This window comes from Pseudomonas sp. G3-39, from assembly GCF_054790485.1.
Genome location: NZ_CP186497.1, coordinates 656,333 through 678,534, shown reverse-complemented (window position 1 = coordinate 678,534; position 22,202 = coordinate 656,333). Strand labels below are relative to the sequence as shown.

The window sequence follows — 22,202 nt, the reverse complement described above, 5'->3', positions numbered from 1 at the left end:
TAGGCATCTTCTACAGGGAGTAAGACCGATGTCCGATTCCATCACTTTCGATCTGCCGATTGCCGGCATGACCTGCGCCAGTTGCGCCGGGCGTGTCGAGCGGGCGTTGCGCAAAGTCAGCGGCGCCAGTGCCGTCAGCGTCAATCTCGCCACCGAACAGGCCCGCGTCCAGGCGCCTGGTGACAGCTTGCCGGCGTTGATGGAGGCGGTTGAACGCGCCGGCTACAGCGTGCCGCAGCAGACGGTGGAATTGAACATCGACGGCATGACCTGCGCCTCGTGCGTCGGTCGCGTCGAGCGCGCCCTGAACAAAGTCCCCGGGGTGAAGAGCGTCAGCGTCAACCTCGCCAACGAACGCGCACACCTCGAATGGCTCGGTCAGGTCGACATTCAGTCGCTGCTCGATGCTGTAAGCAAGGCCGGTTACTCGGCCAGCGTCTGGCAAGCCGAACATCCCACTACCGATAATCAGCAACAGCGCCTGCAACATGAGCGCTGGGCGCTGATCTGCGTGATCGTCCTGGCGTTGCCGCTGGTGTTGCCGATGCTGCTGCAACCGTTCGGCATTCACTGGATGCTTCCGGCCTGGGCGCAATTCGCCCTCGCCACCCCGGTGCAATTCATTTTCGGTGCACGTTTCTACGTGGCCGCGTGGAAAGCCGTGCGCGCCGGGGCCGGTAACATGGACTTGCTGGTGGCCCTCGGCACCAGCGCCGGTTATGGCTTGAGCCTGTACGAGTGGGCCACCGCCGCCGGGCGCATGCCGCATCTGTATTTCGAAGCCTCGGCGGTGGTGATCGCCCTGGTGCTCCTCGGCAAATACCTGGAAAGCCGCGCCAAACGCCAGACCGCCAGCGCCATCCGCGCTCTGGAAGCCTTGCGTCCGGAACGCGCGATTCAGGTCATCGACGGTCGCGAGCAGGACGTCGCGATCAGCGCCCTGCGTCTGAACGATCAGGTCTTGGTCAAACCCGGTGAACGTTTCCCGGTAGACGGCGAAGTACTTGAAGGCCAAAGCCACGCCAACGAAGCGCTGATCAGCGGCGAAAGCCTGCCAGTGCCAAAACAGTCGGGCGACAAAGTCACCGGCGGCGCGATCAACGGTGAAGGTCGCTTGCTGGTGCGCACCACCGCCCTCGGCGCGGAAAGCGTGCTGGCGCGGATCATCCGTCTGGTAGAAGACGCTCAGGCGGCGAAAGCGCCGATCCAGAAACTGGTGGATAAAGTCAGCCAGGTGTTCGTGCCCAGCGTGTTGCTGATCGCCCTCGCCACCCTGATCGGCTGGTGGCTATACGGCGCGCCCATGGAAACCGCGTTGATCAACGCTGTTGCCGTGCTGGTGATTGCCTGTCCGTGTGCCCTCGGCCTCGCCACGCCGACGGCGATCATGGCCGGCACGGGTGTGGCTGCGCGCCATGGGATTCTGATCAAAGATGCCGAAGCGCTGGAACGTGCCCATGCAGTCGACAACGTGGTCTTCGACAAGACCGGCACGCTGACTTCCGGCACCCCGCGTATCGCCCATTTCAGTGCGCTGGATGGCGATGAAAATACTCTGCTGACACTGGCCGGCGCCCTGCAACGCGGCAGCGAACATCCGCTGGCCAAAGCCGTGCTGGACGCGGCCGCCGAACGTGGCCTGAACGTGCCGGATGTCAGCGACAGCCAGTCCCTGACCGGGCGTGGCATCGCCGGCAATCTTGGCGGTCGGCGTCTGGCGCTGGGCAATCGGCGTTTGCTGGAAGAAAGCGGCCTGGGCGCCGGCAATCTCGCCGAATCCGCCGAGGCCTGGGAAAGCGAAGGCCGGACCTTGTCGTGGCTGATCGAGCAAAGTCCTGAACCGCGCGTAATCGGCCTGTTCGCCTTCGGTGACACGCTCAAGCCCGGCGCATTACAAGCAGTGCAACAACTGACCGCCCGCGATATCCACAGCCATCTGCTGACGGGCGACAACCGTGGCAGTGCGAAAGTGGTTGCCGAGGCTTTGGGCATCGAGAACGTGCTCGCCGAAGTGCTGCCCGCCGACAAAGCCGCCACCGTCGCCGAACTGAAGAAAACCGGCGTGGTGGCGATGGTCGGCGATGGCATCAACGATGCCCCGGCACTGGCCGCAGCGGACATCGGTATCGCCATGGGTGGCGGCACCGACGTGGCGATGCACGCCGCCGGTATCACCCTGATGCGCGGCGATCCACGGCTGGTACCGGCGGCACTGGAGATCAGCCGCAAGACCTACGCGAAGATCCGCCAGAACCTGTTCTGGGCCTTCGTCTACAACCTGATCGGCATTCCGCTGGCGGCGCTCGGCTTCCTCAACCCGGTGCTGGCCGGCGCGGCGATGGCGCTGTCGAGCGTCAGCGTGGTGAGCAATGCGCTACTGTTGAAAACCTGGAAACCGAAGGATCTGGAGGAACACCGATGAACATCGGCCAAGCGGCCCGGCACAGTGGCCTGAGCGCAAAGATGATCCGCTATTACGAGTCGATCGGCCTGCTCAAGGCGGCCCATCGCACCGACAGCGGCTACCGGGTCTACAGCGATGATGACCTGCACACCCTGGCGTTCATCAAGCGTTCGCGGGACTTGGGGTTTTCTCTGGAGGAGGTCGGCAAGCTGCTGACCCTGTGGCAGGATCGCCAACGTGCCAGTGCCGATGTGAAAGCGCTAGCGCGTCAGCACATCGACGAACTGAATCAGAAGATCCGCGAACTCGGCGAGTTGCGCGACACCCTGCAGGATCTGGTCGAGCACTGTAATGGCGACCATCGTCCCGACTGTCCGATCCTCAAGGAGCTGGCGTCGGGCTGCTGCGCGCAACCCGCCCGCGCCTGAGCGCCAGCAGCTTCACGGTCAACAGCGTACCGAGCGGGATGCCGTGGAACAGCATGACCACGGCACCCGGCGTCCACCAGCCGTAAAACGGCGCGGCAATCAGCATGCCGACGCCGAACCCGGTCATTTGCAGCAAGGTCAGGAAACTGAAAATCGGCAGACGCAAATGCTCCGGTTCACGTTGCAGGCGCGACATCAGGCTGACTTCGGAAACGCCATCACCCAGCCCCGCCGGCAGGGAAAACAGCAGCAGACCAAGAAGGCTGTGCTGCTGGAACATCAGGATAAAACCGCAAGACATCAACGCCACGCCGAAGAAATACCGTCGCTCCAGATCACGGTTATCCGTGCCTTTGAGGCGACTGGCAATCCGTGCGCCGAGCAGTTTGCCGCTGGCCCACACCGCCAGCATCAGGCCCAGCGTGGTGCTGGCCGAATCAGGTGTGAGCAATTTGGAGATGATCGGGAAGCCGACGTTGTGCGCGGCACTGCCCAAGGTGTCGGCCATGGTCACGGCGAGCATCGCCGCAATCACCGGAGCGCTGCGCAGGCCTTGTTTCAGGGCTGACCATTCGCCGCGTTCGCTGATCGATTGTTCGCTGACTTCTGCAGCGGCGAAGCGCAACGGAGCAATCAACAACGCCGCCAGCACATAGGTCAGCGCGTTGAGCGCGAAGACCGTTTCGAAACCAAAGGCCGCCACCAGCAAGCCGGACACCAGGCTGCCGCCGACCATCGCTGCGGATGACGCCGAGGTGATCCAGGCATTGGTTTTCAGTAGCTGCGCCGGGTCGATCAGCCTCGGCAACTGGCTGTTGAGGCCGATGGCGAACATCGAATTGCCAAAACCCAGGCCGAAAGCGATCACCGGCAACAGCAACGCCTGCTGGCTCAGCGGCAGGATCAACAGCAGGCCAAGCAACGCCGCGCGCAGCAGATCGAAAGCGATCAGCGGCACCCGGCCATTCCAGCGCCGGTAGAAGCGTGTACCCATCAGGCTGGCAAAAATCCCCCCGCCAACCCGACTGGCGAGGAACACCCCGACGCTCATGGCGCTGTTGCTCAGCAGGTAAACGTAAGTCGCCAGCGCGACCATGTTGAGGAAGGCGCCGAAGTCGGAGATCAGCCGGGCGGTGATGATGAGGCGGGCGTTCACATTCAATCCTTGAGTGTGCGAGGGCGGACAAGATTCCCACACACATTCCAGGAACACCACAAATCCCTTGTAGGAGTGAGCCTGCTCGCGATGGCTGTGTATCAGGCAACACTTTTGCTGAATGACACACCGCCATCGCGAGCAGGCTCACTCCTACAAGGGATCTTCGGTGTTTTGGGCAGGCACAAAAAACCCGGCCGAAGCCGGGTTTCTGTTCAAGCGCTTACTGCATCCAAGGTGGCGGAGGCGGTTCGTCGGACTTGCCTTTGGGCTCGTCATCCGCCGCACGGATCGCCTGCTTGCGCTCTTCGTCGAGCCGCGCCGCTTCGATCTCGCGCAACACTCCGCCAACGTCGGCCAGGTCTTCAGGATCGTCGAACTCGCCGGTGAGCACGCTGTTGGGGTGCAAGGTGCCGGCTTCGTACAGCGCCCACATTTCTTTCGCGTAGCGGGTCTGCTTCAGCTCCGGGGCAAAGCGCCCGAAGTACGAAGCCATGTTGCCCACATCGCGCTCGAGCATGCTGAACGCGTGGTTGTTGCCAGCGGCATCCACCGCCTGCGGCAGGTCGATGATCACCGGGCCGGTCGGGGTCAGGAGCACGTTGAACTCCGAGAGGTCACCGTGCACCAGACCGGTACACAACATCAGCACGATCTGCGAGATCAGGAACGCGTGATACTCGCGGGCCTGATCCGGCTCCAGCACCACGTCGTTCAGACGCGGCGCGGCATCGCCGTACTCATCGGCCACCAGTTCCATCAGCAGCACGCCATCCAGAAAGTCGTATGGCTTGGGCACTCGCACGCCGGCACCGGCCAGACGGAACAGCGCCGCGACTTCGGCGTTCTGCCAGGCGTCTTCGGTCTCTTTGCGACCGAATTTCGAACCCTTGGCCATCGCTCGGGCCTGCCGGCTGTTACGCACCTTGCGACCTTCCTGATACTCGGCTGCCTGGCGGAAACTGCGTTTGTTCGCCTCCTTGTAAACCTTCGCGCAACGTAACTGGTTACCGCAGCGCACCACATAAACAGCTGCTTCTTTACCACTCATGAGTGGGCGCAGCACTTCGTCGACCAGACCGTCTTCGATCAGGGGTTCAATGCGTTTTGGAGTCTTCATCAGCTTTTATTGTGGGTCCTTTATTACCAAACACGCGAATGTCACTCGTTATACGGCAATCCTCGCGCTACGGGGAGGGGTTGCCGACCTGTGAACCCTGTGGATGCACACACTGTGCCGAAATAATCGAGCTTTGCCGATCATAGCTGAGCCGGTTTGAAATGTTGGCAATCAGCGTCGAGGGCATTTGCGACAGAATCTGACATTGGCATTCATTTCCCCTGTGGGAGCGGGCTTGCTCGCGAAAGCGGTCTGTCAGACACAATGACGGCGCCTGACACGGCCCCTTCGCGAGCAAGCCCGCTCCCACAGGGGATTGCGCTCATCGTTCGATAATCGCGGTGACACCCTGGCCGCCCGCCGCGCAGATCGAGATCAGCCCCCTGCCCTTGCCGGCCGCATCCAGCAGTTTTGCCAGGTTGGCGACAATCCGCCCGCCGGTCGCGGCAAACGGATGCCCCGCCGCCAACGAGCTGCCTTTCACATTCAGCCGGCTGCGGTCGATCGAACCCAGCGGTGCCTCCAGCCCCAAACGCGTCTTGCAGTATTCGGGGTCTTCCCAGGCCTTGAGCGTGCACAGCACCTGCGCGGCAAACGCTTCGTGAATTTCGTAGTAATCGAAGTCTTGCAGGGTCAACCCATTACGCGCCAGCAAGCGCGGCACGGCATACACCGGCGCCATCAACAGGCCTTCGGCGCCGTTGACGAAATCCACCGCCGCCGCTTCGCCATCGCGCAGGTAGGCGAGGATCGGCAAACCACGCTCCTTCGCCCATTCCTCGCTGCCCAGCAGCACCACCGAGGCGCCGTCGGTGAGTGGCGTGGAGTTGCCCGCCGTCAGCGTGCCTTTGGCGCTTTTTTCGAAAGCGGGTTTGAGCGTGGCGAGTTTTTCCAGGGTCAGGTCCGGGCGCAGGTTGTTGTCGCGGGTCAGGCCGAGGAACGGCGTCATCAGGTCGTTGTGCCAGCCTTCACTGTAGGACGCGGCGAGTTTGTGATGGCTTTCGAGGGCCAGTTGATCCTGCTCCTCACGGGGGATGTTCCAGGTCTGCGCCATCAGTTCGCAGTGCTGGCCCATCGACAGACCGGTACGCGGTTCGCCGTTACGCGGGAATTCCGGGATCAGGTGCCGCGGACGCAGTTGCAGAAAGGTTTTCAGCTTGTCGCCGGTGGTCTTGGCGCGGTTGGCCTGCAGAAGGATTTTGCGCAAGCCTTCGCTGACGCTGATCGGCGCGTCCGAGGTGGTGTCGACGCCACCGGCAATGCCGCAGTCAATCTGGCCGAGGGCGATTTTGTTGGCCACCAGCAGCGCCGCCTCCAGCCCGGTGCCGCAGGCTTGCTGGATGTCATAGGCCGGGGTGGCCGGCGACAGCCGCGAGCCGAGCACGCACTCGCGGGTCAGGTTCAGATCCCGTGACAATTTAAGCACCGCACCCGCCACCACTTCGCCGATGCGCAGGCCGTGCAGGTTGTAGCGTTCGATCAGGCCTTCCAGGGCAGCAGTGAGCATCACCTGATTGCTGGCAGTGGCGTACGGCCCGTTGGAACGGGCGAAAGGAATACGGTTACCACCGATGATGGCGACGCGGCGCAGCTGACTCATGAAAAGCTCCTTGTTGATCCGAATTCATGGAAATCCCTGTGGGAGCTGGCTTGCCAGCGATAGGGCCGGCACCTCCAGCATTTCCAGTGGCTGACACTCCGCCATCGCTGGCAAGCCAGCTCCCACAGGGACGGTGGTCTACTCTGCTGTTCTAGCGTAGGCCTTATTGCGTGGATCGAACGATTGATTGCCGTTGGTAGTCCACACTTTGAACCCCAACTTTTGGAGAGCGTTCCATGTCTGACCGCTATATCGACTTCGCCAACTCATCCATCGGCCACCGTCTGGTCGGGGCTTTGGGCCTGCCGTCGCCGGTGCGGCTGGAACGCTGGCAGGCCGGACGCCTGCGGCCGGTGGACGGTGCGCTGCTGATCGGCGGCGGGCCGCTGGCCGAGCGGGTCAATGCGTTCGCCAACCGCCTGACCGATGCGATCTACAGCTACGGCACTGAACCGTCGCTGGCCACCGCGTGGATTCCCGGGCACGGGCCGAAACTCAAGGCCGTGGTGTTCGATGCCAGCGACCTGCAACACACCGACCAGCTCAAACAGCTGCGCGAATTCTTCCAGCCGTTGATGAAAAACCTCGACAGCAGCGCGCACCTGGTGATTCTCGGCCGCGCCCCGGAAACCCTGCGCGAGCCCTTTGCATCCAGTGCGCAACGGGCGCTCGAAGGCTTTTCACGTTCGCTGGCCAAGGAGCTGCGCAGCGGCGGCACGCTGCAACTGATCTATGTCGGTGACGGCGCTGAAGATCAGCTTGAGGGGCCGTTGCGGTTTTTCCTGTCACCGAAAAGTGCCTTTGTTTCCGGGCAGGTGATTCGCCTGAGCCCGTGCGCCACGCCGGTCACCGATTGGACCCGGCCATTGGCCGGACGCAAGGCGCTGGTCACCGGCGCGGCACGCGGGATCGGCGCCTCGATTGCCGAGACCCTCGCCCGCGATGGCGCCGAGGTGATTCTGCTCGACGTCCCCCCGGCCAAGACTGATCTGGAAGCCCTCGCCGCACGTCTTGGCGGCCGGGCGATCCCCCTTGATATCTGCGCCGAAGATGCCGCCGCGCACCTGATCGAACAACTGCCGGACGGCCTCGACATTCTGGTGCACAACGCCGGGATCACCCGCGACAAGACCCTGGCCAACATGACCCCGGAATTCTGGGACGCGGTGCTGGCGGTCAACCTCAATGCCCCGCAAGTGCTGACCAAGGCGCTGCTCGACAGCGGCACCCTGCACGACAATGCGCGGGTGATTCTGCTGGCCTCGATCAGCGGCATCGCCGGCAATCGTGGACAGACCAACTACGCCGCGAGCAAGGCCGGGCTGATCGGCCTGGCTCAGGCCTGGGCGCCAACGCTGCACGAACGCGGCATCAGCATCAACGCTGTGGCCCCGGGCTTCATCGAAACCCAGATGACCGCGCACATCCCGTTCGGCCTGCGTGAGGCCGGACGGCGCATGAGTTCGCTGGGCCAGGGCGGCTTGCCGCAAGACGTCGCCGAAGCCGTCGCGTGGCTGGCGCAACCGGGCACCGGCGCATTTACCGGCCAGGCGCTGCGGGTCTGTGGACAAAGTGTTCTGGGGGCATAGGCATGAGCATTGAATGGCACACCCTCGACCGTGAACCGAGCCTGCCCGGCCTGTACGCGCGGGCCGCGACACGGCGCAAGATCACCGGCTCCCGACTGCCCGACAGCGGTTTGCGCTGCTGGGTCGATGTCGACCCGCAAAAACTGGCGGCCTATCGCAAGGTCTGCGGCTTTGCCGATGACGGCCTGCTGCCGCCAACTTATCCACATATCCTCGCGTTCGCCCTGCAGATGCAATTGCTCACGGCGAAGGATTTTCCGTTCCCGCTGCTGGGGCTGATTCACCTGAGCAACCGCATTCGCGTGTTGCGGCCGATGGGCGGGATCAGTCGCGCGCAAGTCAGCGTCCGCGTGCATAACCTGCAGCCGCATCCCAAAGGTGCGACCTTCGAGGTGTTGACCAGCCTCGATGATCAACTCGGGCCGCTGTGGGAAGCCGAAAGCCAGATGCTCTGTCGCGGCGTGAAACTCGACGGCGAACCCGTCGAGCAACACTGGGAACCGTCCCAGGTGTTGACGCAAGTCGCGCAATGGAAAGCCCCGGCCGATATCGGTCGGCAATACGCCAAAGTCTCGGGGGACTACAACCCGATTCACCTGAGCGCGGCCAGTGCCAAGCTGTTCGGTTTTCCCACGGCGATTGCTCACGGTCTGTGGAACAAGGCACGAACCCTCGCCGCGCTGGCTGATCATCTACCCAAGGCCAACCTTGAAATCGCCGTGCACTTTCGCAAACCGGTGCGCTTGCCCAGCGAGGTCTCATTGCTGGCGAGCGCGCCGGGATCCAGCGGCGAGTTGCGCCTGATCGGCAACGGCGATCTGGAACATATGGTCGGTCAGTGGCAACCGGTTGCCTGAGTATCCGCCCGGGCAAGCCTGTAAATTGTGTATATATCACTTAAGTTTTTCCGCGTTTGGCAGCGCACTCTGAAAAACTCCAGGCCTTGATTTTCAAGGCCTTTTTTTGTGCGTCTATATCCTGGGTATTAGTCCTTAGGCACGGCGCGGCGCCTTATATATAAAGGCGTTAATACCAACTTGAGAATGGTGGAAAAGCACCGCGCGATCGAGATTGGCACCACGGACGAGGCATCACCGGCGACAGATCGGTGAGCCATCGAAAACGACGAATGTTGTTACAGGTGCAAGGAATCTCAATCATGAAAACTCAAGTGTGGTGCAAATCGGCAACAGCTCTGGCATTGATCCTCTCCCTTGGCCTCGCTGGCTGCAGCAGCGGCGGTGGCGGCCATCACAGCAGCTCCGGCAGCTCTTCGCCAGACAGCGCGACGTCGGGCACTGGCGGCACTGGTGGCACAGGCGGTAGCAGTGGCACTGGCGGTACTGGCGGCACCGATACCGCTGGCACAGGTGGTACCGGTGGCACTGGCGGTACCGGCACGACGAACCCGACCAATCCGACGAACCCGACCAATCCTACCAATCCGACAGACCCTACGGATCCAACCAATCCGACCAACCCGACCACGACACCACTGGTGACCACCACCCTGGTGCAGGATGTCGGCAACACCGTCGCGGGCGTCGGCAGTGGTGTCGGTCAGGTCGGCGACTCCTTGAGCACCGTTCCAGTAGTGGGCGGCGTGGTGCAAAGCGCAGTAAAAACCACAGGCAATGTGGTCACTACCCTGGGTGATGGCGTGGCCAACGGCATCGGCAAACTGGGCACGGTCGACAATGGCCTGGGCGTCACGGCGTCCTCGGTCGGCGGCGTGGTTTCAGATGTCGGTACCGGCGTCTCGGACCTGAGCGGCAAACTGGCGACCGCCACCGGCAGCGTCCCGGTTGTCGGCGGCGTGGTCACTAAAGTGGCACCGGTGCTCGATGGCGTCGGTGAAAAAGTCACCATGCTCGGCGACACCCTGAGCCTGGCTACCACCACCGGCCCACTCGGTTCAGTGACCAAGAGTGTCGGCAACGGTCTGGTGCCAGTGATTGCGATGGTGGAAAGCACCACCGACAAAGTAGGCGATGCGACCGGCCTCGGCGCTCCGCTCAATGGCGTGATCGGCCAGGTCGGCGGTGCCGTCAAAGGCCTGGGTGGTCAAGTGACCGGTGCCGGTAGTGGCAACGCCTTGACCAACACCGTCGGCGGCGCCTTGACCAATGTCGGCACTGCCGTCGGCAAAGCCGGCGGGCTGGTGGATAACGGCACCAGCAGCGGTGGCGGATTGGGCGGTGGTCTCGGCGGCGGTCTGGGCGGTACCGGCTTGCTGCAAACGGTTGGCGGCGCCGTGGTCAACATCGGTGCCGGTCTGAACGCCGGCAGCACCAACGGCGTGGTCAGCGCCGGCGGCGTCACGGCTGGCGGACTGGGCAACACCATCGCTTCGCTCAACACAGTACTCGGCGGCTCGGGCACGCCGATCACCGCCACCACCTCGCCACTGGCCACCGTCGGCGCTACCGTCGGCGCAGGGCTGAACCCAGTCACCAGCGCCGTCACCGGTCTCACTCAACAGGTCGGTGCCACTACAGGTCTCGGTGCACCGGTCGCCGGTCTCACCGGCCAGGTCGGCGGAGCGGTCAGCACGATTGGCAACACCATTGCCGCCACCAACAACCCGGTCACCACCGCCGTGGGTGGTGTGGTCAGCAACGTCGGCGCCACCGTCGGTGCGGTCGGCGGACTGGTCAGCGGCGGCACCGCCACTGGAGGCACCGCAACCGGAGGCCTGGGCGGTGTACTCGGTGGTCTGACCGGCGCTCTTGGAGGCAACAAACGCTAAATTGCACCTGGCCGATTCGACGGCCTCACCTACAGCGCCTACGCTTGGTTGAGGGCGGAAGATTCCCACGAGTCTTCCGCTTTTTTCTTAGGAAAAATTCAGCCCAGCGCTGTGATCTGACCATGGAGTGTCCTATGCGCGTAATGGCATCCCTGCTGTTCCTCAGTCTCAGTTCCGCCGCCCTCGCCGACACCCTGCCCAGCTTTCTCAACAGCAACGAAACCACCCGCAACCTGCCCGTGCCGAACCTGCCGGCAGATGCTTATCGCCCCGCCGCCACGCCCCTGCAAGTACCCGACCCCGGCGCGGCCACGGCGCAGCCGCTGTTGATGGAGACCAAAATCAACCTGAAAACCGTGCAGATCGAAGGCGGCACGATCTACCCGCTCAATGAGCTGGCCGAAGTCTACAAACCGCTGATCGGCCATCAGACCAGTCTCGCCGACCTGATCGAAGCCACACGCGACATCACCCGGCGCTACCAGAAGGACGGCTATCTGCTGTCCTATGCCTTCCTGCCGCAACAGCGTTTCGACGACGGCGTAGCCCGAGTGGTGCTGGTCGAAGGTTATGTGCGCGATGTGCAGGTGCAGGGCGATGTCGGCCGGGTCAAAGGCCTGCTCGACGAACTGGCAGCCAAAATCCAGGCCGAACGCCCGCTGACCCGCAAGACCTTCGAACGCTACACCACCCTGATGACCCGCATCCCCGGCGTGACCATCCAGGCGCAAGTGCCGCCGCCCGGCACCACCGACGGCGCAACAACACTGGTGGCCCAGGCCAGCCGCAAACCGTTCACCAGCACCATGAGCACCACCGAAGATAACCGCAACGGCACGCAGGCATTGCTGGGGGTCAGCAGTAACTCGCAGACCGCCATGGGCGAGCAATTGACCCTCAGCGGGCTGTTTCCGCCGGGCGACGATCACGAACATTACTACCGCCTGGACTACAACCAGTTCCTCAATAGCGAAGGTACGCAACTGAGCCTGTTTGCCTCGCGCTACCGGGCCGATCCGGGCACCAATGTGCTCACCAGCGATGGCTTCGAACTCAAACCGCACAAGGAAGACAATCGTTACTCCATCGGTGTCAGCCACCCGTTCATTGCCGCCTCCAACGAACTGCTTAACGCGGGAGCGCGGCTCTATGCAGTGGATGACAAAAACCGCTACGACGTGGTCGGCTATCCGCTCAGCATCGAAGAGCGCACCAACGTGCGTGCCCTCGCATTCGAAGGCGACTGGCGCAAGAGCGATGCCCGGCAACTGCGGATTCTCAGTGGTGGCGTGTATCAGGGTCTGGACAGCATGGGCGCGCATTCCAACAACCCGGCGCTGGACCTGAACTTCCTGCGCCTGCGCCTCTCCGGGGTGCAAAGCGACAAGTTCTTCGACAACTGGCAAGGCGTGCTGTCGGCCGCGCTGTACTGGAGTGATGACACCCTGCCTGACAGCGAACGCGCGGTGTTCGGCGGGCAGAATTTCGGCCGTGGCTACCCGGACGATCAGGCATCGGGCGACAAGGGCTGGGGTGCGGCTTACGAGGTCAACTACAGTTTCAATCGCGACGGCAACTGGGTGCGCATCCTGCAGCCGTACGTGGTGCTGGACCGTTCGAAAACCTGGTTCAACAAGCTGGCGGTGCAGAGCAATGACCTGTCATCGGCAGCAGTAGGTCTGCGTTTTGGCGATGCCAAGTACTACAACATTGCGTTGGAGGCCGCCAAGCCGATGTCCGATGAAGCGCTGGATACGTTCAATCGTCGGGCGCGTTACAGCATCAGTTTCAGCTATCAACTGTAGGGTGTCAGATCAATCAACTGAGCAGGCAGACCGCTTGCTCTCACATTGCAGCGCACATCACTGTGGGAGCGGGCTTGCTCGCGAAAGCGGTGGATCAGCCAGCATTTTTGCCGACTGACACTACGCCTTCGCGAGCAGGCTCGCTCCCACAGGTTTTACCCGATGTGGATCAGAACGCGTAACGCACCTTCGCGGTGAAACTGTCGGAGTCGAAACCGCTGGAGGTCAGATAGTTGTAAGAGCCGCCGACGCTCCACGCGCCCATGCGGTAGTTGGCGCCCAGGCCCAGTTCATAGCTGTCACGCACCGGAGTGGTACCGCGGCTGACGGACGACTCGCCCCCCAGCACGAAGGCCGATGTGGTGCTGACCTTGTCACCGATGAAATCATGCCAGGCCATCAGCTTCGCTTCCGGTTCCAGGCTGCCGCTGCCGACATCGAATGCCGCCGCCAGACGTGCACCGACGCCCATCTCACCGACTTCATAACGCTGACTGCCGACATTCAGCGACGCCGAACTGCCCTTCTCGCGATACGCATCCATGCCGACATTGGCATAGCGCGCGCCGACCTGAGGCTCCAGCACCACATCAGGCATCAGCCGCAGGCTGTACCCGGCCAGTGCGCTCACGCCGAATACATCACTGTCGTAATCAGCCTTGGCCTGAGTGCCAGCGATATAGCGTTTGGATTCGTTATCGTTCCAGCCGTACATCAGCGACGAGTCGACGAACCAGTTGTCATGCACCCAGTTGCTGTACAGCGTCAGCGCATGCCCAGTGACCTTGGTCTTGTTGCCGAGGTCGGATTTCACATCGGTATCGAGGTAGCTGTAGGCCAGACCCAATGTGGTATCGGCATTCAACTGACCATCGGCACCGACCGCGATCCCGTGGCTGTCGGCGTCATAACCGGCGACACCGCGACGCTCGTCCTGATTGGCATCGCTGCTCAAGGCTTGCAGCCATACGCCTTTTTCCGGGGCGCCGGTGGCTGAGCGTGCGCGACTGGAGCGATCATTGATCACGCCCGAGACCAGCGTCTGACTGTTGGTCGCCGCGTGCAGTACACCACGGCTGACATCCGGGCTGAGGGTTTCACTCAGGCGCGCCAGTTCGGCATCGGTGCCAGCGTTGGCGAATGCCTGGAACACCGGATCCTGTTCATCGAGGCGTGCCAGCAGTCCTGGCACATGCCCGACCGCCGTCGCCGCGTTATCACTACCGCCGACTGCCAGGGTGTTCTCGGCCAGCACCTCGCTCGACTTGGTCGTCACCACGCTGGTGATGTCGTTACCGACCACACCGAAACTCTTCACATCCAGCAGCGCGGAGGTCGAGGTCACGGTCAGGTTGTTGCCACCGACCAGATTCCCCGAGCTGATCAGGGTGTAACGCGTTCCACCGGGGCTCACGCGAAAATCACTGGAGCGCGCCAGCAGACGCAGTTGCGCGCCCGGAGCGATATCGGTGGTGCCGGTGACTTTCAGCACAGGCAGCGCCGGGTTGGTGTCATTGCCCAGGTACATCTCCAGCACCGAGTTCGACTCTTCCATATCGAAGTCGCCGATGAAGGTGGTGTGCGGCTTCATCAGGGTCAGCGTGCCCTCTTCGATAGTGACGTAGCCGGAGCGGATGGTCGAACCGTCGAAAGTCGCATCACCGTCGACCAGTACTCCAGACAGGCCGAGCAAGTCACCCTTCACCGCGCCGCCATAGAAATAAAAGTAGCTCGTGCCGTCATCGACCTGGATCGCCGCCTTGCCGCCCTCGATCAACCCGTTCATTTGATAGATGCCGAAAGGCAGGGCGCCACTGGCCTGGCCGCTGACATGCACACCGATGTCCTCGCCGGAGATGGTTCCGCCGTTCCACAGCCTGGTGGAGCCGGAACCCGCTGCGCCGCTGAACTTGACGCCCTCGAACACTACCGCCTCGGCATTGGCACCGGTCGCACGGATAGTCCCGGTGTTGTTGACCGACTGGCTCAGCGTCGCGCCATCGAGCAATACGCCCAATGCGTCGGTGCCGCTTGCGGTGATGGTGCCTCGGTTGCTGAGCCCGGTCATGCTGGTATGCACCAGCAGCAGGCCACTGGCGGTCTGGCCGCTGACGTCGATGCTGCCACTGTTGACCAACGAATCGCCCAGCGTGCTGCCGAGATCGGAAATACCGCTGGAGGTGCCAGCGTCGGCCAGACCGTGAACTGAAATAGAGCCTTCGTTGAGCAGCGCGCCGGCGATTTTGGTCGGCACCACTCCAGCGGTCCCCAGACTGATCCCGGTGCCGAACCTGGCGCCGTCAATCCGGATATTGCCGGTGTTGCGCAGTTGATCCGCCGTGACTCCCGAGAGCTGTGCGCCGTAGGTCGTACTCACCTGGGAAACAGGAGCGATATTGCCGTTACCGCTCAGAGTGATCAGCCCCCAGTTCTGCAGGTTACTGGTCAGCGGGCCGCCACTCAGATCGTGGTTCAGGCTCGCGCCGGCGGCGATAGCCATAGAGGTGTGCAAAGCGGCGGCGGAGATGGAGAGCGCCAAGGCAGAGCGGCGCAGGCAAACGATAGTCACGCGAGATTCCCTTCCAAAACATGAGAAACAGTTTCAGCAGGGTTCATTACATGATTCAGGCATCCCTACCGTCCCACCAAGTCGTCCTGGTTCGGGCGCGGGGAATGTACACGAGCCATCATTTTGATACCACACAAAAGTCAAAGTGATGGCGTCAATTTTTCTGTTGATCGCGTCACGATCGAGACTCCGCCGGCCGGAATCGATGCTGCAGATTCCGCGCGGCCGACGATAAACGACGATGCAGGTTGATCTTAAGGCGTTCCCCCCCCCGATCCACTGTCGACCTTGCCGCCCTGGTCCTGGTCGAAAAACACTGGAATATCGTGCTGGTAACTTTTCAACCAGCGTTGCATGGCCAGCTCACGCTCGGCTGGGGTGACGGTTTGCAGTGTCGGCGAGGGCACCTTGTTCCGGGCCTGCAACTGCAACCAGCCTTCGGTTTCCTGTTGCTGGGCCGAGGCCGGCCCCGCGTCGATGGCGTGACTGGCCAGTGGCAAGGCCAACAGGCTGAAGCAGACAATCGCGGCTTTCATCGCAGCTCTCCTTACTTGAGCATTGCCGTGACGGCGGCCGAAGCCGGGGCCTTCGCCGGCACCCTGAGTTTTTCCGCGCGGCTCTGGGCTTCGCTGAATTGCGCAGGACTGAGGCCCAGACGACTGACCAGTTCACCGGCACGGGTCCAGTCATCCTGGTACAGCAACAGCGTCACCAGATTCAGCGCGGCCAGTTGATCGCTTTGCTTGAGTTCCATAGCCGTCAGGAATTCGAAGCGCGCGTCTTCGATACGTAGTTGATTGAGGTAGACCACGCCCAGGTCATTGCGGATTTTTTCGTCGGTTGGCGCCAACCGTGCGGCACGTTGCAGATGAGCCTGGGCCTGGCCGTAATCGGCCTTGGCCGCGGCCAGTTGCCCCAGACCGTGCTCGGCCTCGGCCGCCAGACAGGTGCCGAGCAAACCACGATAAAGCGGCTCGGCCTCGCTGCGCCCAAGCAAACGGTAAACCCGGGCTTTGCGCAAGCGCACATCGGCGAGGTTGTCCGGCAGGCTCTGCAGGTTGGCAAGGCTGGCGTGCAGCTTGCCGTCATTGGCCATGTCGTCGGCGAGGTTCAGGGACAATTGCTGCTCCGAATTCAATTTGCCGCAACTGGCGTTGCTGCTCAGCGCCTCCCAAGGGGTCTGTCCGGTATTGGCACAGCCACCGAGTAACACAAGGCATGCACCTGCAATCATTGCTTTCATCACGATCCCTCTAAGCACCCAAGGCCTTGGCCAGGGCGGTGAAGCCCGGGCCAGCCAGGACAATCAACAACGCCGGGAAGAGAAACAGCATCATCACGACGGACATTTTGGCGGACATTTTCGATATGTATTCCTGCAGCCGGGTGAGGCGCCGGTCGTCAAGCAATTGCTTGAGCGACAGCAACGATTTCATCGCGCCGCCGCCCTGATAGAGCAATTGCTGAAGGATCACGCAAGTGTCGGTGAACTCGTCCACCGCCAGCAGCTGGGTGGCCTTGTTCAGTTCTTCACCCAGTTCGAGACCCGAGTCGACCCGCACCAGGACCAGACGCAGCTCTTGCGTCAGCACGGGCAACAGCGCCTGGGCCTCGTGGCTCAACACCCGTAACGCCTGCTCCACCGCCATGCCCGACTCAAAGAGAATGCGCAGCAGCGGCAGGAACGTGATGATCTCGCTCGCCAGTCGTTTCTGCCGACGTGCCACCGCCATCACCAGCAGGCGTTTGGGCAGCAGGTAGCCGACGCCGAGGGCAAACAATGGCGCAATCCACTGTTTTTCCACGTGGGGGAAGAACACCCCTTGCAGCAACAGCACCAAGGCGAGCATTAACAGCGGAGAGCCGATCTGGCAGGCGGCGAACAGCGAACGTTGCTGCGCACTGCGCCAGCCGAGGCGGTTGAGCAGCGTCTGGGTTTCATTGTCAATCTTTACGCTGTGCTGGCCGACCTTGCTTTCGCCGAGCACTTGCAGGAGGTTGCCAAAACGATTCTCGCGAATCATCTCGCCATCGAGCCGACGACTGATCTGCCGGCTGCGCCGACGCTGCTCCAACAGATTGGCGATCAGCAGCACCGCGGCACCGAGCAAGAATAAAGCGCTGATCATCAGAGGCGTGGTCATAGGCTGCGCAACATCCGCCAAAGCAACAGGCTGCCGAGCACCTGCATGCCGAACGCCGCAGCGAGCATGTGCTGCCCGGACGGGTCGTGCCACATGGCGACCAGATACACTGGATTGGACAGCAGGAAATAACCCGCCATGGTGATCGGCAACAGTCCCAGTACCCACGCGGTTAGCCGGGTTTCGCCGGTCATGGCACGCAACTGGCGTGAGGCCTGGTCACGTTCGCGGATCATCTTGATCAGGTTTTCCAGCAGCTCGCTGGCGTTGCCGCCGTAGCGATGATTAACCTTGAGGCCAAGGGCGAACAGGCGAAACTCGTCCCGCTCGTAAAGCTCGGCCAGATCCGCCACCGCGTCAGGCAAACTGACCCCCAACTGCACGTTGCGCTGCACCCGACCCATGGCGTCTTTCAGAGGCGCTTCACTGGCCTCGATGCCACCGAGTACGGCATCTGCCAGGGTGCGTCCAGACTTGAGGCTGCGCACCGTGTGGTCGAGCAGTTGCGGCAATTGTTCGATCATGCGCCGCAATCGCCGTTGGTAACGCCAACTGACATACAGCCGCATGACTACCGGCGGCAACGCCATCAGTACCAGCAAACCCACCCACCCGGCGACGGCGAAGCCGATCAATGTTGCAAACGCCCACAACAGCAGCCACACGCCGAGTCGATCAGTCGGGCGCCCCAGACCGGCGCGCAAGAACGCACGCTCCAGACCCGCCCAACGCGGTTCTTCGCCTGCCAGTTGCGGCTGCCCCTGACTCAGCCGCTCGAGCACGCGCTCCGAGCCACTCTGCCGCCAGCCGTTGTAAAACAGGCGCAACGACAGGCCGAGCAAAGCCAGGCAAATCACGATCAGCAATAGCGGCTTGAGCATGCCGTGCCCCTCAATGCGGATGCGCCGGGTCGCGGCGCAATTTGTCACCGGCCGGGTTCACCGCTTCACGCAGAAAACCGAATCCGGTGCGACGGTCGAGGCGAAACAGCGTGTTGGTGACATAGACGTCGTCGCGCACACCGACCACTTCCACTACTTCGCTGACGCAGCGGCGGCCGTCGGGCATGCGAGTCAGCTGAATAATCACGTCGAGGGCGGCGCAGATCATCTGGCGCAGGGTACGCTCGGCGATCGTGCGGCCGGTAAGGCCCACCAGTGTCTCCAGGCGCAGCAGCGCATCCTGCGCATTGTTGGCGTGCACGGTGCTCATCGAGCCGTCGTGACCGGTGTTCATCGCGGTCAGCACATCGACCACTTCCACCCCACGAATCTCGCCAAGGATGATCCGGTCGGGACGCATGCGCAGGGCGTTGCGGATCAGGTCGCTGGCCTTGACTTCGCCGTGGCCCTCGGCATTCGGCGGGCGGGTTTCCAGCCGTACGACATGCGGGTGGCCAAGTTGCAACTCAGCGACATCTTCGATGGTCACCAGACGTTCGTGGGGATTGATCAACTGACTGAGAATGTTCAGCAAGGTGGTTTTACCGGTGCCGGTACCGCCGCTGATGAGGATGTTGCAGCGCTTGCCTACCGCCTCTTCGATAAAGTCGAAAATCGCCTGGTCGATGGTTTGCATCGCCATCAGGTCGCTGCTCTTGAGCATGTCCTTGCGAAACTTTCGAATCGACAGGCACGGGCCGTCGAGGGCAATCGGTGGAATGATCGCGTTGACGCGGCTGCCATCGGGCAGCCGCGCATCGACCATCGGCGAGGACTCGTCGAGACGTCGCCCGAGCGGGGCGAGGATGCGTTGCATGACGCGCTCGACGTGATGTGCATCGATAAAACGCAGATCACTCATGTGCAACACACCGTCGCGCTCGATGAACACCCGGTACGGGCCGTTGACCAGAATTTCGGTCACCGCACTGTCGCGCAGCAGTACTTCGAGCGGGCCGAAACCGGTCAGCTCGTCGACGATTTCTTCAGCCAGCCGCTCCATTTCATATCGCGAAATCGCCAGGTGCAGGCGTGCGATATATTCGGCCACCTTGTCGATGACAAACTGCGAAAGCACCTGCCGCGAACCTTCCAGCAGGTTTTTTCCGGACTCCTCGATGGCGTCGATGATGTAGCGGTGCAGCACCAGTTTGAGACCGTCGTGATCGGTATTACCGGTAGAGTGGCGTTGCTGCCCGCCAAACAGTTGCTCCCCGTTCATGAGGTGCCCCGCAGGCGGTTGAACCAGTTGATTTTGGGTTTCGCCAAGCCTTCGGAGCGTTTGGCCAGACGCTCGCCGAGAGTGCGCAGGCTTTGACTGAGGGCTTCGCGCGGGGCGAGTTCAAACAGCGTGACGCCCTGGTTTTTCGCGTTCAGGCGCAGCTCCGGATTACACGCCAGCACGGCGATCACCTCCAGGCCAAACGTCTTGCCGAGCGTGTCGGAGTCTGGCGCGACGTTGCGCAGATAACGGTCGACCAACAAGCGCCCGTGGTCGAGTTTCATGCCTTTTTCCCGCCACAGATTGAGCACCGTAAGGTTGCGCCGGCAATCGAGGACGTTCTGGTCGGTGTACCACAACAGCTTGTCGCAATGGCTGACGAAGGTGCGCAAGGCTTCGCTGTCCGGCTGACCGGTGAGGTTGACCACAATGTGCTGGAAGTGTTGACGCAACGCACTGAGCAGCATGTACAACTCAGCGGCACTGGTGCGCTCGAGCGGCTCGTCGCCACTGGCATACGCCAGAATGCGCAGGCCCGCCTCGGCGCTGGTGAATGCGCTGTCGATCAGGGTCGCGTCAAGGCGCCGCAAGTGACGCAAGGCATCGCCGAAATGGAACGAACTCTCCAGCCCCAGCAACGCCAGACTATCACCGCGCGGCAAGCCAAGATCGAGCAACAGGGTTTGCTGACCGCTCTTCTGCACGACCAGCGCCATGTGGTTGGCGAGCAACGCACCGTCGGCGTTGCTTTGCACGCCGTAAAGCACGGTCAGGCCACCAAGCTGGGCATTCGGCGTCACCGCCGGCAGGCGTTTGCTCAGGCGTCGAACCAGCCCCGCAACCTCGCTGGAACGTGAACCATAGGCAACGAAATCCCGCGCACCGGCGCGCATCGCATTGAGCACCAGTTGATTATCCATGCCATCGCCCAGGGCCACGATGGCGAGCATCGGCTTGGCTTCCAGTACGCCTTCGATCAAGGCACTTTGCGCCACCAGATGATCGCGATCGAGACCGACGAACACCAGGCTGGCGAAGGTCACATCGACCAACGCGAGCAATTCGTCAAGACTGCCGCCGCCGGCGCTGACCACTTGGCCCAGCGGCGCCAGTGCGCCCTGCAACCATTCAAGATCGGTGTCGTTGCGGGTGATGGCCAGGAAGGTCTGGCTGAGGCTCTGACTCATTGCGATAGCCCACTGCGTTTATCGAAGTTGCCATTTTCCAGGAAGTACAGGCGGTACCAGTTCGGGTCGTAATTACGCAGTTTTTCCCCCGGCAGCGACGGCAACGGTGCATTCGCGGCCAGCGGCTGTACCAGGTGCGGGGTGACGATCATCAGCAGCTCGCGCTCCTGGCGGTTGACCGAGGAGTTGCGGAAAAACGCACCGAGCACCGGGATATCGCCCAACCCGGGAAACTTGTTCACTTCGGAGGCGTTGTTGGTGCTGATCAGGCCGCTGATGACAAAACTCTCGCCATCGGCCAGTGAAATGCTGGTATCGGTGCGGCGAATGGTGAACGCCGGCACCCTGGTGCCACCGATGGTAACGCCGTTGTTGTAGTCCAGCTCACTGACCTCCGGTGCGACCTTGAGGGCTATGCGATCGCGGCCAACGACGGTCGGGGTCAGTGTCAGGCGAATGCCGAATTCCTTGTATTCGATGGAATAGCTGTTGCTGTTGGCGCTGGGGACCGGGATCGGGATTTCACCGCCGGCCAGAAAGCTGGCGCTCTGTCCGCTCAGCGCCACCAGGCTCGGGCGGGCCAGAGTGTAGGCAAAACCGCTGCCCTCAAGCGCATTGACGATGCCGAGGAATTTACTGCTGCCGCCGCCCCAGACAATGTTGAACATGTCGTTGGCCAGCGGGATGCTCGGCACCGCGATGCGCGGGTCTAGATTACGCAACGGCACCACGCCTGGCGTGACGCCGGTGTTAGGCACCGTGCCCGGTGCGCCGAACAGGAAATTGTTCGAGCCCTTGCCGAAAATCTGCGTACCAGCCTCTTTCAATTTGGTACGGCTGACCTCGACGAAGCGGATGTCGGTCTGCACTTGTGACGGCAGTGTCGGATCTTCGCTGGCCGGCAATGCCACGGCTGTCATCGCCGCACTGGCCTTGCCCTGGACGAACACCATGCTTTGACGCGGTGCACTGGCGCAGGCACTCCAGATCATCAGGGTGGTTGCGCCGGGAGCGACACCGGTCACCAACACCCCTTGATCGCCGGTCACGCGCACGTCGGCGATTTTCGGGTCGCCCACCGCGACTCGGGTGATCGCCACCGGCGATTGCAGCGCCTGCTGCAAGCCCTCGCCGACTTCCAGCGTGGCCGGCAACTGGCCGAGTGCTGCGCAATTGCCAGTCGCGGCGACGGCACTGCCGCTGGCGGCAATACCCAGCAGCGGGGCCAGAAGCAAGCCGTTGAACAGGGGCGTAAAGCGTCTGCGCATGTAAAGGCGTCCTTGCTCTA

Annotated in this window: 17 protein-coding genes; 6 read left to right on the top strand and 11 right to left on the bottom strand. The window is 62.3% G+C overall.

What is annotated here, in order from left to right:
• Nucleotides 1-28: 28 nt before the first annotated feature.
• Nucleotides 29-2,422 carry a heavy metal translocating P-type ATPase gene (locus ACOYXG_RS02975; RefSeq protein WP_115988275.1) on the top strand — a complete coding sequence of 798 codons (2,394 nt, stop codon included), beginning with the start codon at nt 29-31 and terminating at the stop codon, nt 2,420-2,422.
• Complete coding sequence (gene cueR, locus ACOYXG_RS02970) at nt 2,419-2,832, top strand: Cu(I)-responsive transcriptional regulator (RefSeq protein ID WP_007962968.1); 414 nt, start codon at nt 2,419-2,421, stop codon at nt 2,830-2,832. The genes ACOYXG_RS02975 and cueR overlap by 4 nt, the downstream gene beginning before the upstream one ends.
• Here cueR and ACOYXG_RS02965 read toward each other — a convergent pair.
• The 3 genes from ACOYXG_RS02965 to ACOYXG_RS02955 form a co-directional block, all read right to left on the bottom strand.
• Nucleotides 2,786-3,988, bottom strand: coding sequence for an MFS transporter (locus ACOYXG_RS02965; protein ID WP_460355823.1), 1,203 nt, complete (start codon nt 3,986-3,988; stop codon nt 2,786-2,788). The two genes, cueR and ACOYXG_RS02965, sit on opposite strands and share 47 nt — an antisense overlap.
• Before the next feature lie 223 nt (nt 3,989-4,211).
• Entirely contained in the window at nt 4,212-5,108 is an 897-nt protein-coding gene (locus ACOYXG_RS02960; RefSeq protein WP_003221347.1) for a PA4780 family RIO1-like protein kinase, read from the bottom strand.
• A gap of 322 nt (nt 5,109-5,430) precedes the next feature.
• Entirely contained in the window at nt 5,431-6,708 is a 1,278-nt protein-coding gene (locus ACOYXG_RS02955; RefSeq protein WP_460355819.1) for an acetyl-CoA C-acetyltransferase, read from the bottom strand.
• Nucleotides 6,709-6,944: 236 nt separating this feature from the next.
• Between ACOYXG_RS02955 and ACOYXG_RS02950 the strand changes: the two genes are divergently transcribed.
• The 4 genes from ACOYXG_RS02950 (at nt 6,945) to ACOYXG_RS02935 (ending at nt 12,851) form a co-directional block, all read left to right on the top strand.
• Nucleotides 6,945-8,297 (top strand): 3-oxoacyl-ACP reductase, encoded by a 1,353-nt coding sequence (locus tag ACOYXG_RS02950; protein WP_096794843.1) that lies wholly within the window; start codon nt 6,945-6,947, stop codon nt 8,295-8,297.
• 2 nt (nt 8,298-8,299) lie between these two features.
• Nucleotides 8,300-9,154, top strand: coding sequence for a MaoC family dehydratase (locus ACOYXG_RS02945; protein WP_336840618.1), 855 nt, complete (start codon nt 8,300-8,302; stop codon nt 9,152-9,154).
• A gap of 302 nt (nt 9,155-9,456) precedes the next feature.
• Nucleotides 9,457-11,046: a collagen-like triple helix repeat-containing protein gene (locus ACOYXG_RS02940; protein ID WP_460355815.1), complete on the top strand. Its 1,590-nt coding sequence runs from the start codon at nt 9,457-9,459 to the stop codon at nt 11,044-11,046.
• A gap of 134 nt (nt 11,047-11,180) precedes the next feature.
• Nucleotides 11,181-12,851 carry a ShlB/FhaC/HecB family hemolysin secretion/activation protein gene (locus tag ACOYXG_RS02935; protein ID WP_460355812.1) on the top strand — a complete coding sequence of 557 codons (1,671 nt, stop codon included), beginning with the start codon at nt 11,181-11,183 and terminating at the stop codon, nt 12,849-12,851.
• 169 nt (nt 12,852-13,020) lie between these two features.
• Here the strand turns inward: ACOYXG_RS02935 and ACOYXG_RS02930 are convergent, their stop codons facing one another.
• The 8 genes from ACOYXG_RS02930 to ACOYXG_RS02895 form a co-directional block, all read right to left on the bottom strand.
• On the bottom strand, nt 13,021-15,420 hold the full coding sequence (locus tag ACOYXG_RS02930) for an autotransporter family protein (protein ID WP_103368081.1): 2,400 nt from the start codon (nt 15,418-15,420) through the stop codon (nt 13,021-13,023).
• 254 nt (nt 15,421-15,674) lie between these two features.
• Nucleotides 15,675-15,956: a DUF3613 domain-containing protein gene (locus ACOYXG_RS02925; protein ID WP_103368080.1), complete on the bottom strand. Its 282-nt coding sequence runs from the start codon at nt 15,954-15,956 to the stop codon at nt 15,675-15,677.
• Nucleotides 15,957-15,967: 11 nt separating this feature from the next.
• Nucleotides 15,968-16,663: a tetratricopeptide repeat protein gene (locus tag ACOYXG_RS02920; protein WP_103368079.1), complete on the bottom strand. Its 696-nt coding sequence runs from the start codon at nt 16,661-16,663 to the stop codon at nt 15,968-15,970.
• Nucleotides 16,664-16,673: 10 nt separating this feature from the next.
• Nucleotides 16,674-17,564 carry a type II secretion system F family protein gene (locus tag ACOYXG_RS02915; RefSeq protein ID WP_103368078.1) on the bottom strand — a complete coding sequence of 297 codons (891 nt, stop codon included), beginning with the start codon at nt 17,562-17,564 and terminating at the stop codon, nt 16,674-16,676.
• Nucleotides 17,561-18,445, bottom strand: coding sequence for a type II secretion system F family protein (locus ACOYXG_RS02910; protein ID WP_027613616.1), 885 nt, complete (start codon nt 18,443-18,445; stop codon nt 17,561-17,563). Before ACOYXG_RS02910 ends, ACOYXG_RS02915 begins: the two co-directional genes overlap by 4 nt.
• A gap of 10 nt (nt 18,446-18,455) precedes the next feature.
• Entirely contained in the window at nt 18,456-19,727 is a 1,272-nt protein-coding gene (locus tag ACOYXG_RS02905; RefSeq protein ID WP_027613615.1) for a CpaF family protein, read from the bottom strand.
• Nucleotides 19,724-20,914: a pilus assembly protein gene (locus tag ACOYXG_RS02900; protein WP_027613614.1), complete on the bottom strand. Its 1,191-nt coding sequence runs from the start codon at nt 20,912-20,914 to the stop codon at nt 19,724-19,726. The genes ACOYXG_RS02905 and ACOYXG_RS02900 overlap by 4 nt, the downstream gene beginning before the upstream one ends.
• Nucleotides 20,911-22,182 carry a type II and III secretion system protein family protein gene (locus tag ACOYXG_RS02895; RefSeq protein ID WP_027613613.1) on the bottom strand — a complete coding sequence of 424 codons (1,272 nt, stop codon included), beginning with the start codon at nt 22,180-22,182 and terminating at the stop codon, nt 20,911-20,913. The genes ACOYXG_RS02900 and ACOYXG_RS02895 overlap by 4 nt, the downstream gene beginning before the upstream one ends.
• Between the last annotated feature and the right edge of the window lie 20 nt (nt 22,183-22,202).

Excerpts from the sequence above, each read along its gene's own strand:
- ACOYXG_RS02915 (WP_103368078.1), bottom strand. The coding sequence starts at position 17,564 with ATGACCACGCCTCTGATGATCAGCGCTTTATTCTTGCTCGGTGCCGCG.
- ACOYXG_RS02895 (WP_027613613.1), bottom strand. The coding sequence starts at position 22,182 with ATGCGCAGACGCTTTACGCCCCTGTTCAACGGCTTGCTTCTGGCCCCG.
- ACOYXG_RS02905 (WP_027613615.1), bottom strand. The coding sequence starts at position 19,727 with ATGAACGGGGAGCAACTGTTTGGCGGGCAGCAACGCCACTCTACCGGT.
- ACOYXG_RS02975 (WP_115988275.1), top strand. The coding sequence starts at position 29 with ATGTCCGATTCCATCACTTTCGATCTGCCGATTGCCGGCATGACCTGC.
- ACOYXG_RS02935 (WP_460355812.1), top strand. The coding sequence starts at position 11,181 with ATGCGCGTAATGGCATCCCTGCTGTTCCTCAGTCTCAGTTCCGCCGCC.
- ACOYXG_RS02920 (WP_103368079.1), bottom strand. The coding sequence starts at position 16,663 with ATGAAAGCAATGATTGCAGGTGCATGCCTTGTGTTACTCGGTGGCTGT.
- ACOYXG_RS02945 (WP_336840618.1), top strand. The coding sequence starts at position 8,300 with ATGAGCATTGAATGGCACACCCTCGACCGTGAACCGAGCCTGCCCGGC.
- ACOYXG_RS02940 (WP_460355815.1), top strand. The coding sequence starts at position 9,457 with ATGAAAACTCAAGTGTGGTGCAAATCGGCAACAGCTCTGGCATTGATC.
- cueR (WP_007962968.1), top strand. The coding sequence starts at position 2,419 with ATGAACATCGGCCAAGCGGCCCGGCACAGTGGCCTGAGCGCAAAGATG.
- ACOYXG_RS02960 (WP_003221347.1), bottom strand. The coding sequence starts at position 5,108 with ATGAAGACTCCAAAACGCATTGAACCCCTGATCGAAGACGGTCTGGTC.
- ACOYXG_RS02910 (WP_027613616.1), bottom strand. The coding sequence starts at position 18,445 with ATGCTCAAGCCGCTATTGCTGATCGTGATTTGCCTGGCTTTGCTCGGC.
- ACOYXG_RS02955 (WP_460355819.1), bottom strand. The coding sequence starts at position 6,708 with ATGAGTCAGCTGCGCCGCGTCGCCATCATCGGTGGTAACCGTATTCCT.
- ACOYXG_RS02925 (WP_103368080.1), bottom strand. The coding sequence starts at position 15,956 with ATGAAAGCCGCGATTGTCTGCTTCAGCCTGTTGGCCTTGCCACTGGCC.
- ACOYXG_RS02950 (WP_096794843.1), top strand. The coding sequence starts at position 6,945 with ATGTCTGACCGCTATATCGACTTCGCCAACTCATCCATCGGCCACCGT.
- ACOYXG_RS02900 (WP_027613614.1), bottom strand. The coding sequence starts at position 20,914 with ATGAGTCAGAGCCTCAGCCAGACCTTCCTGGCCATCACCCGCAACGAC.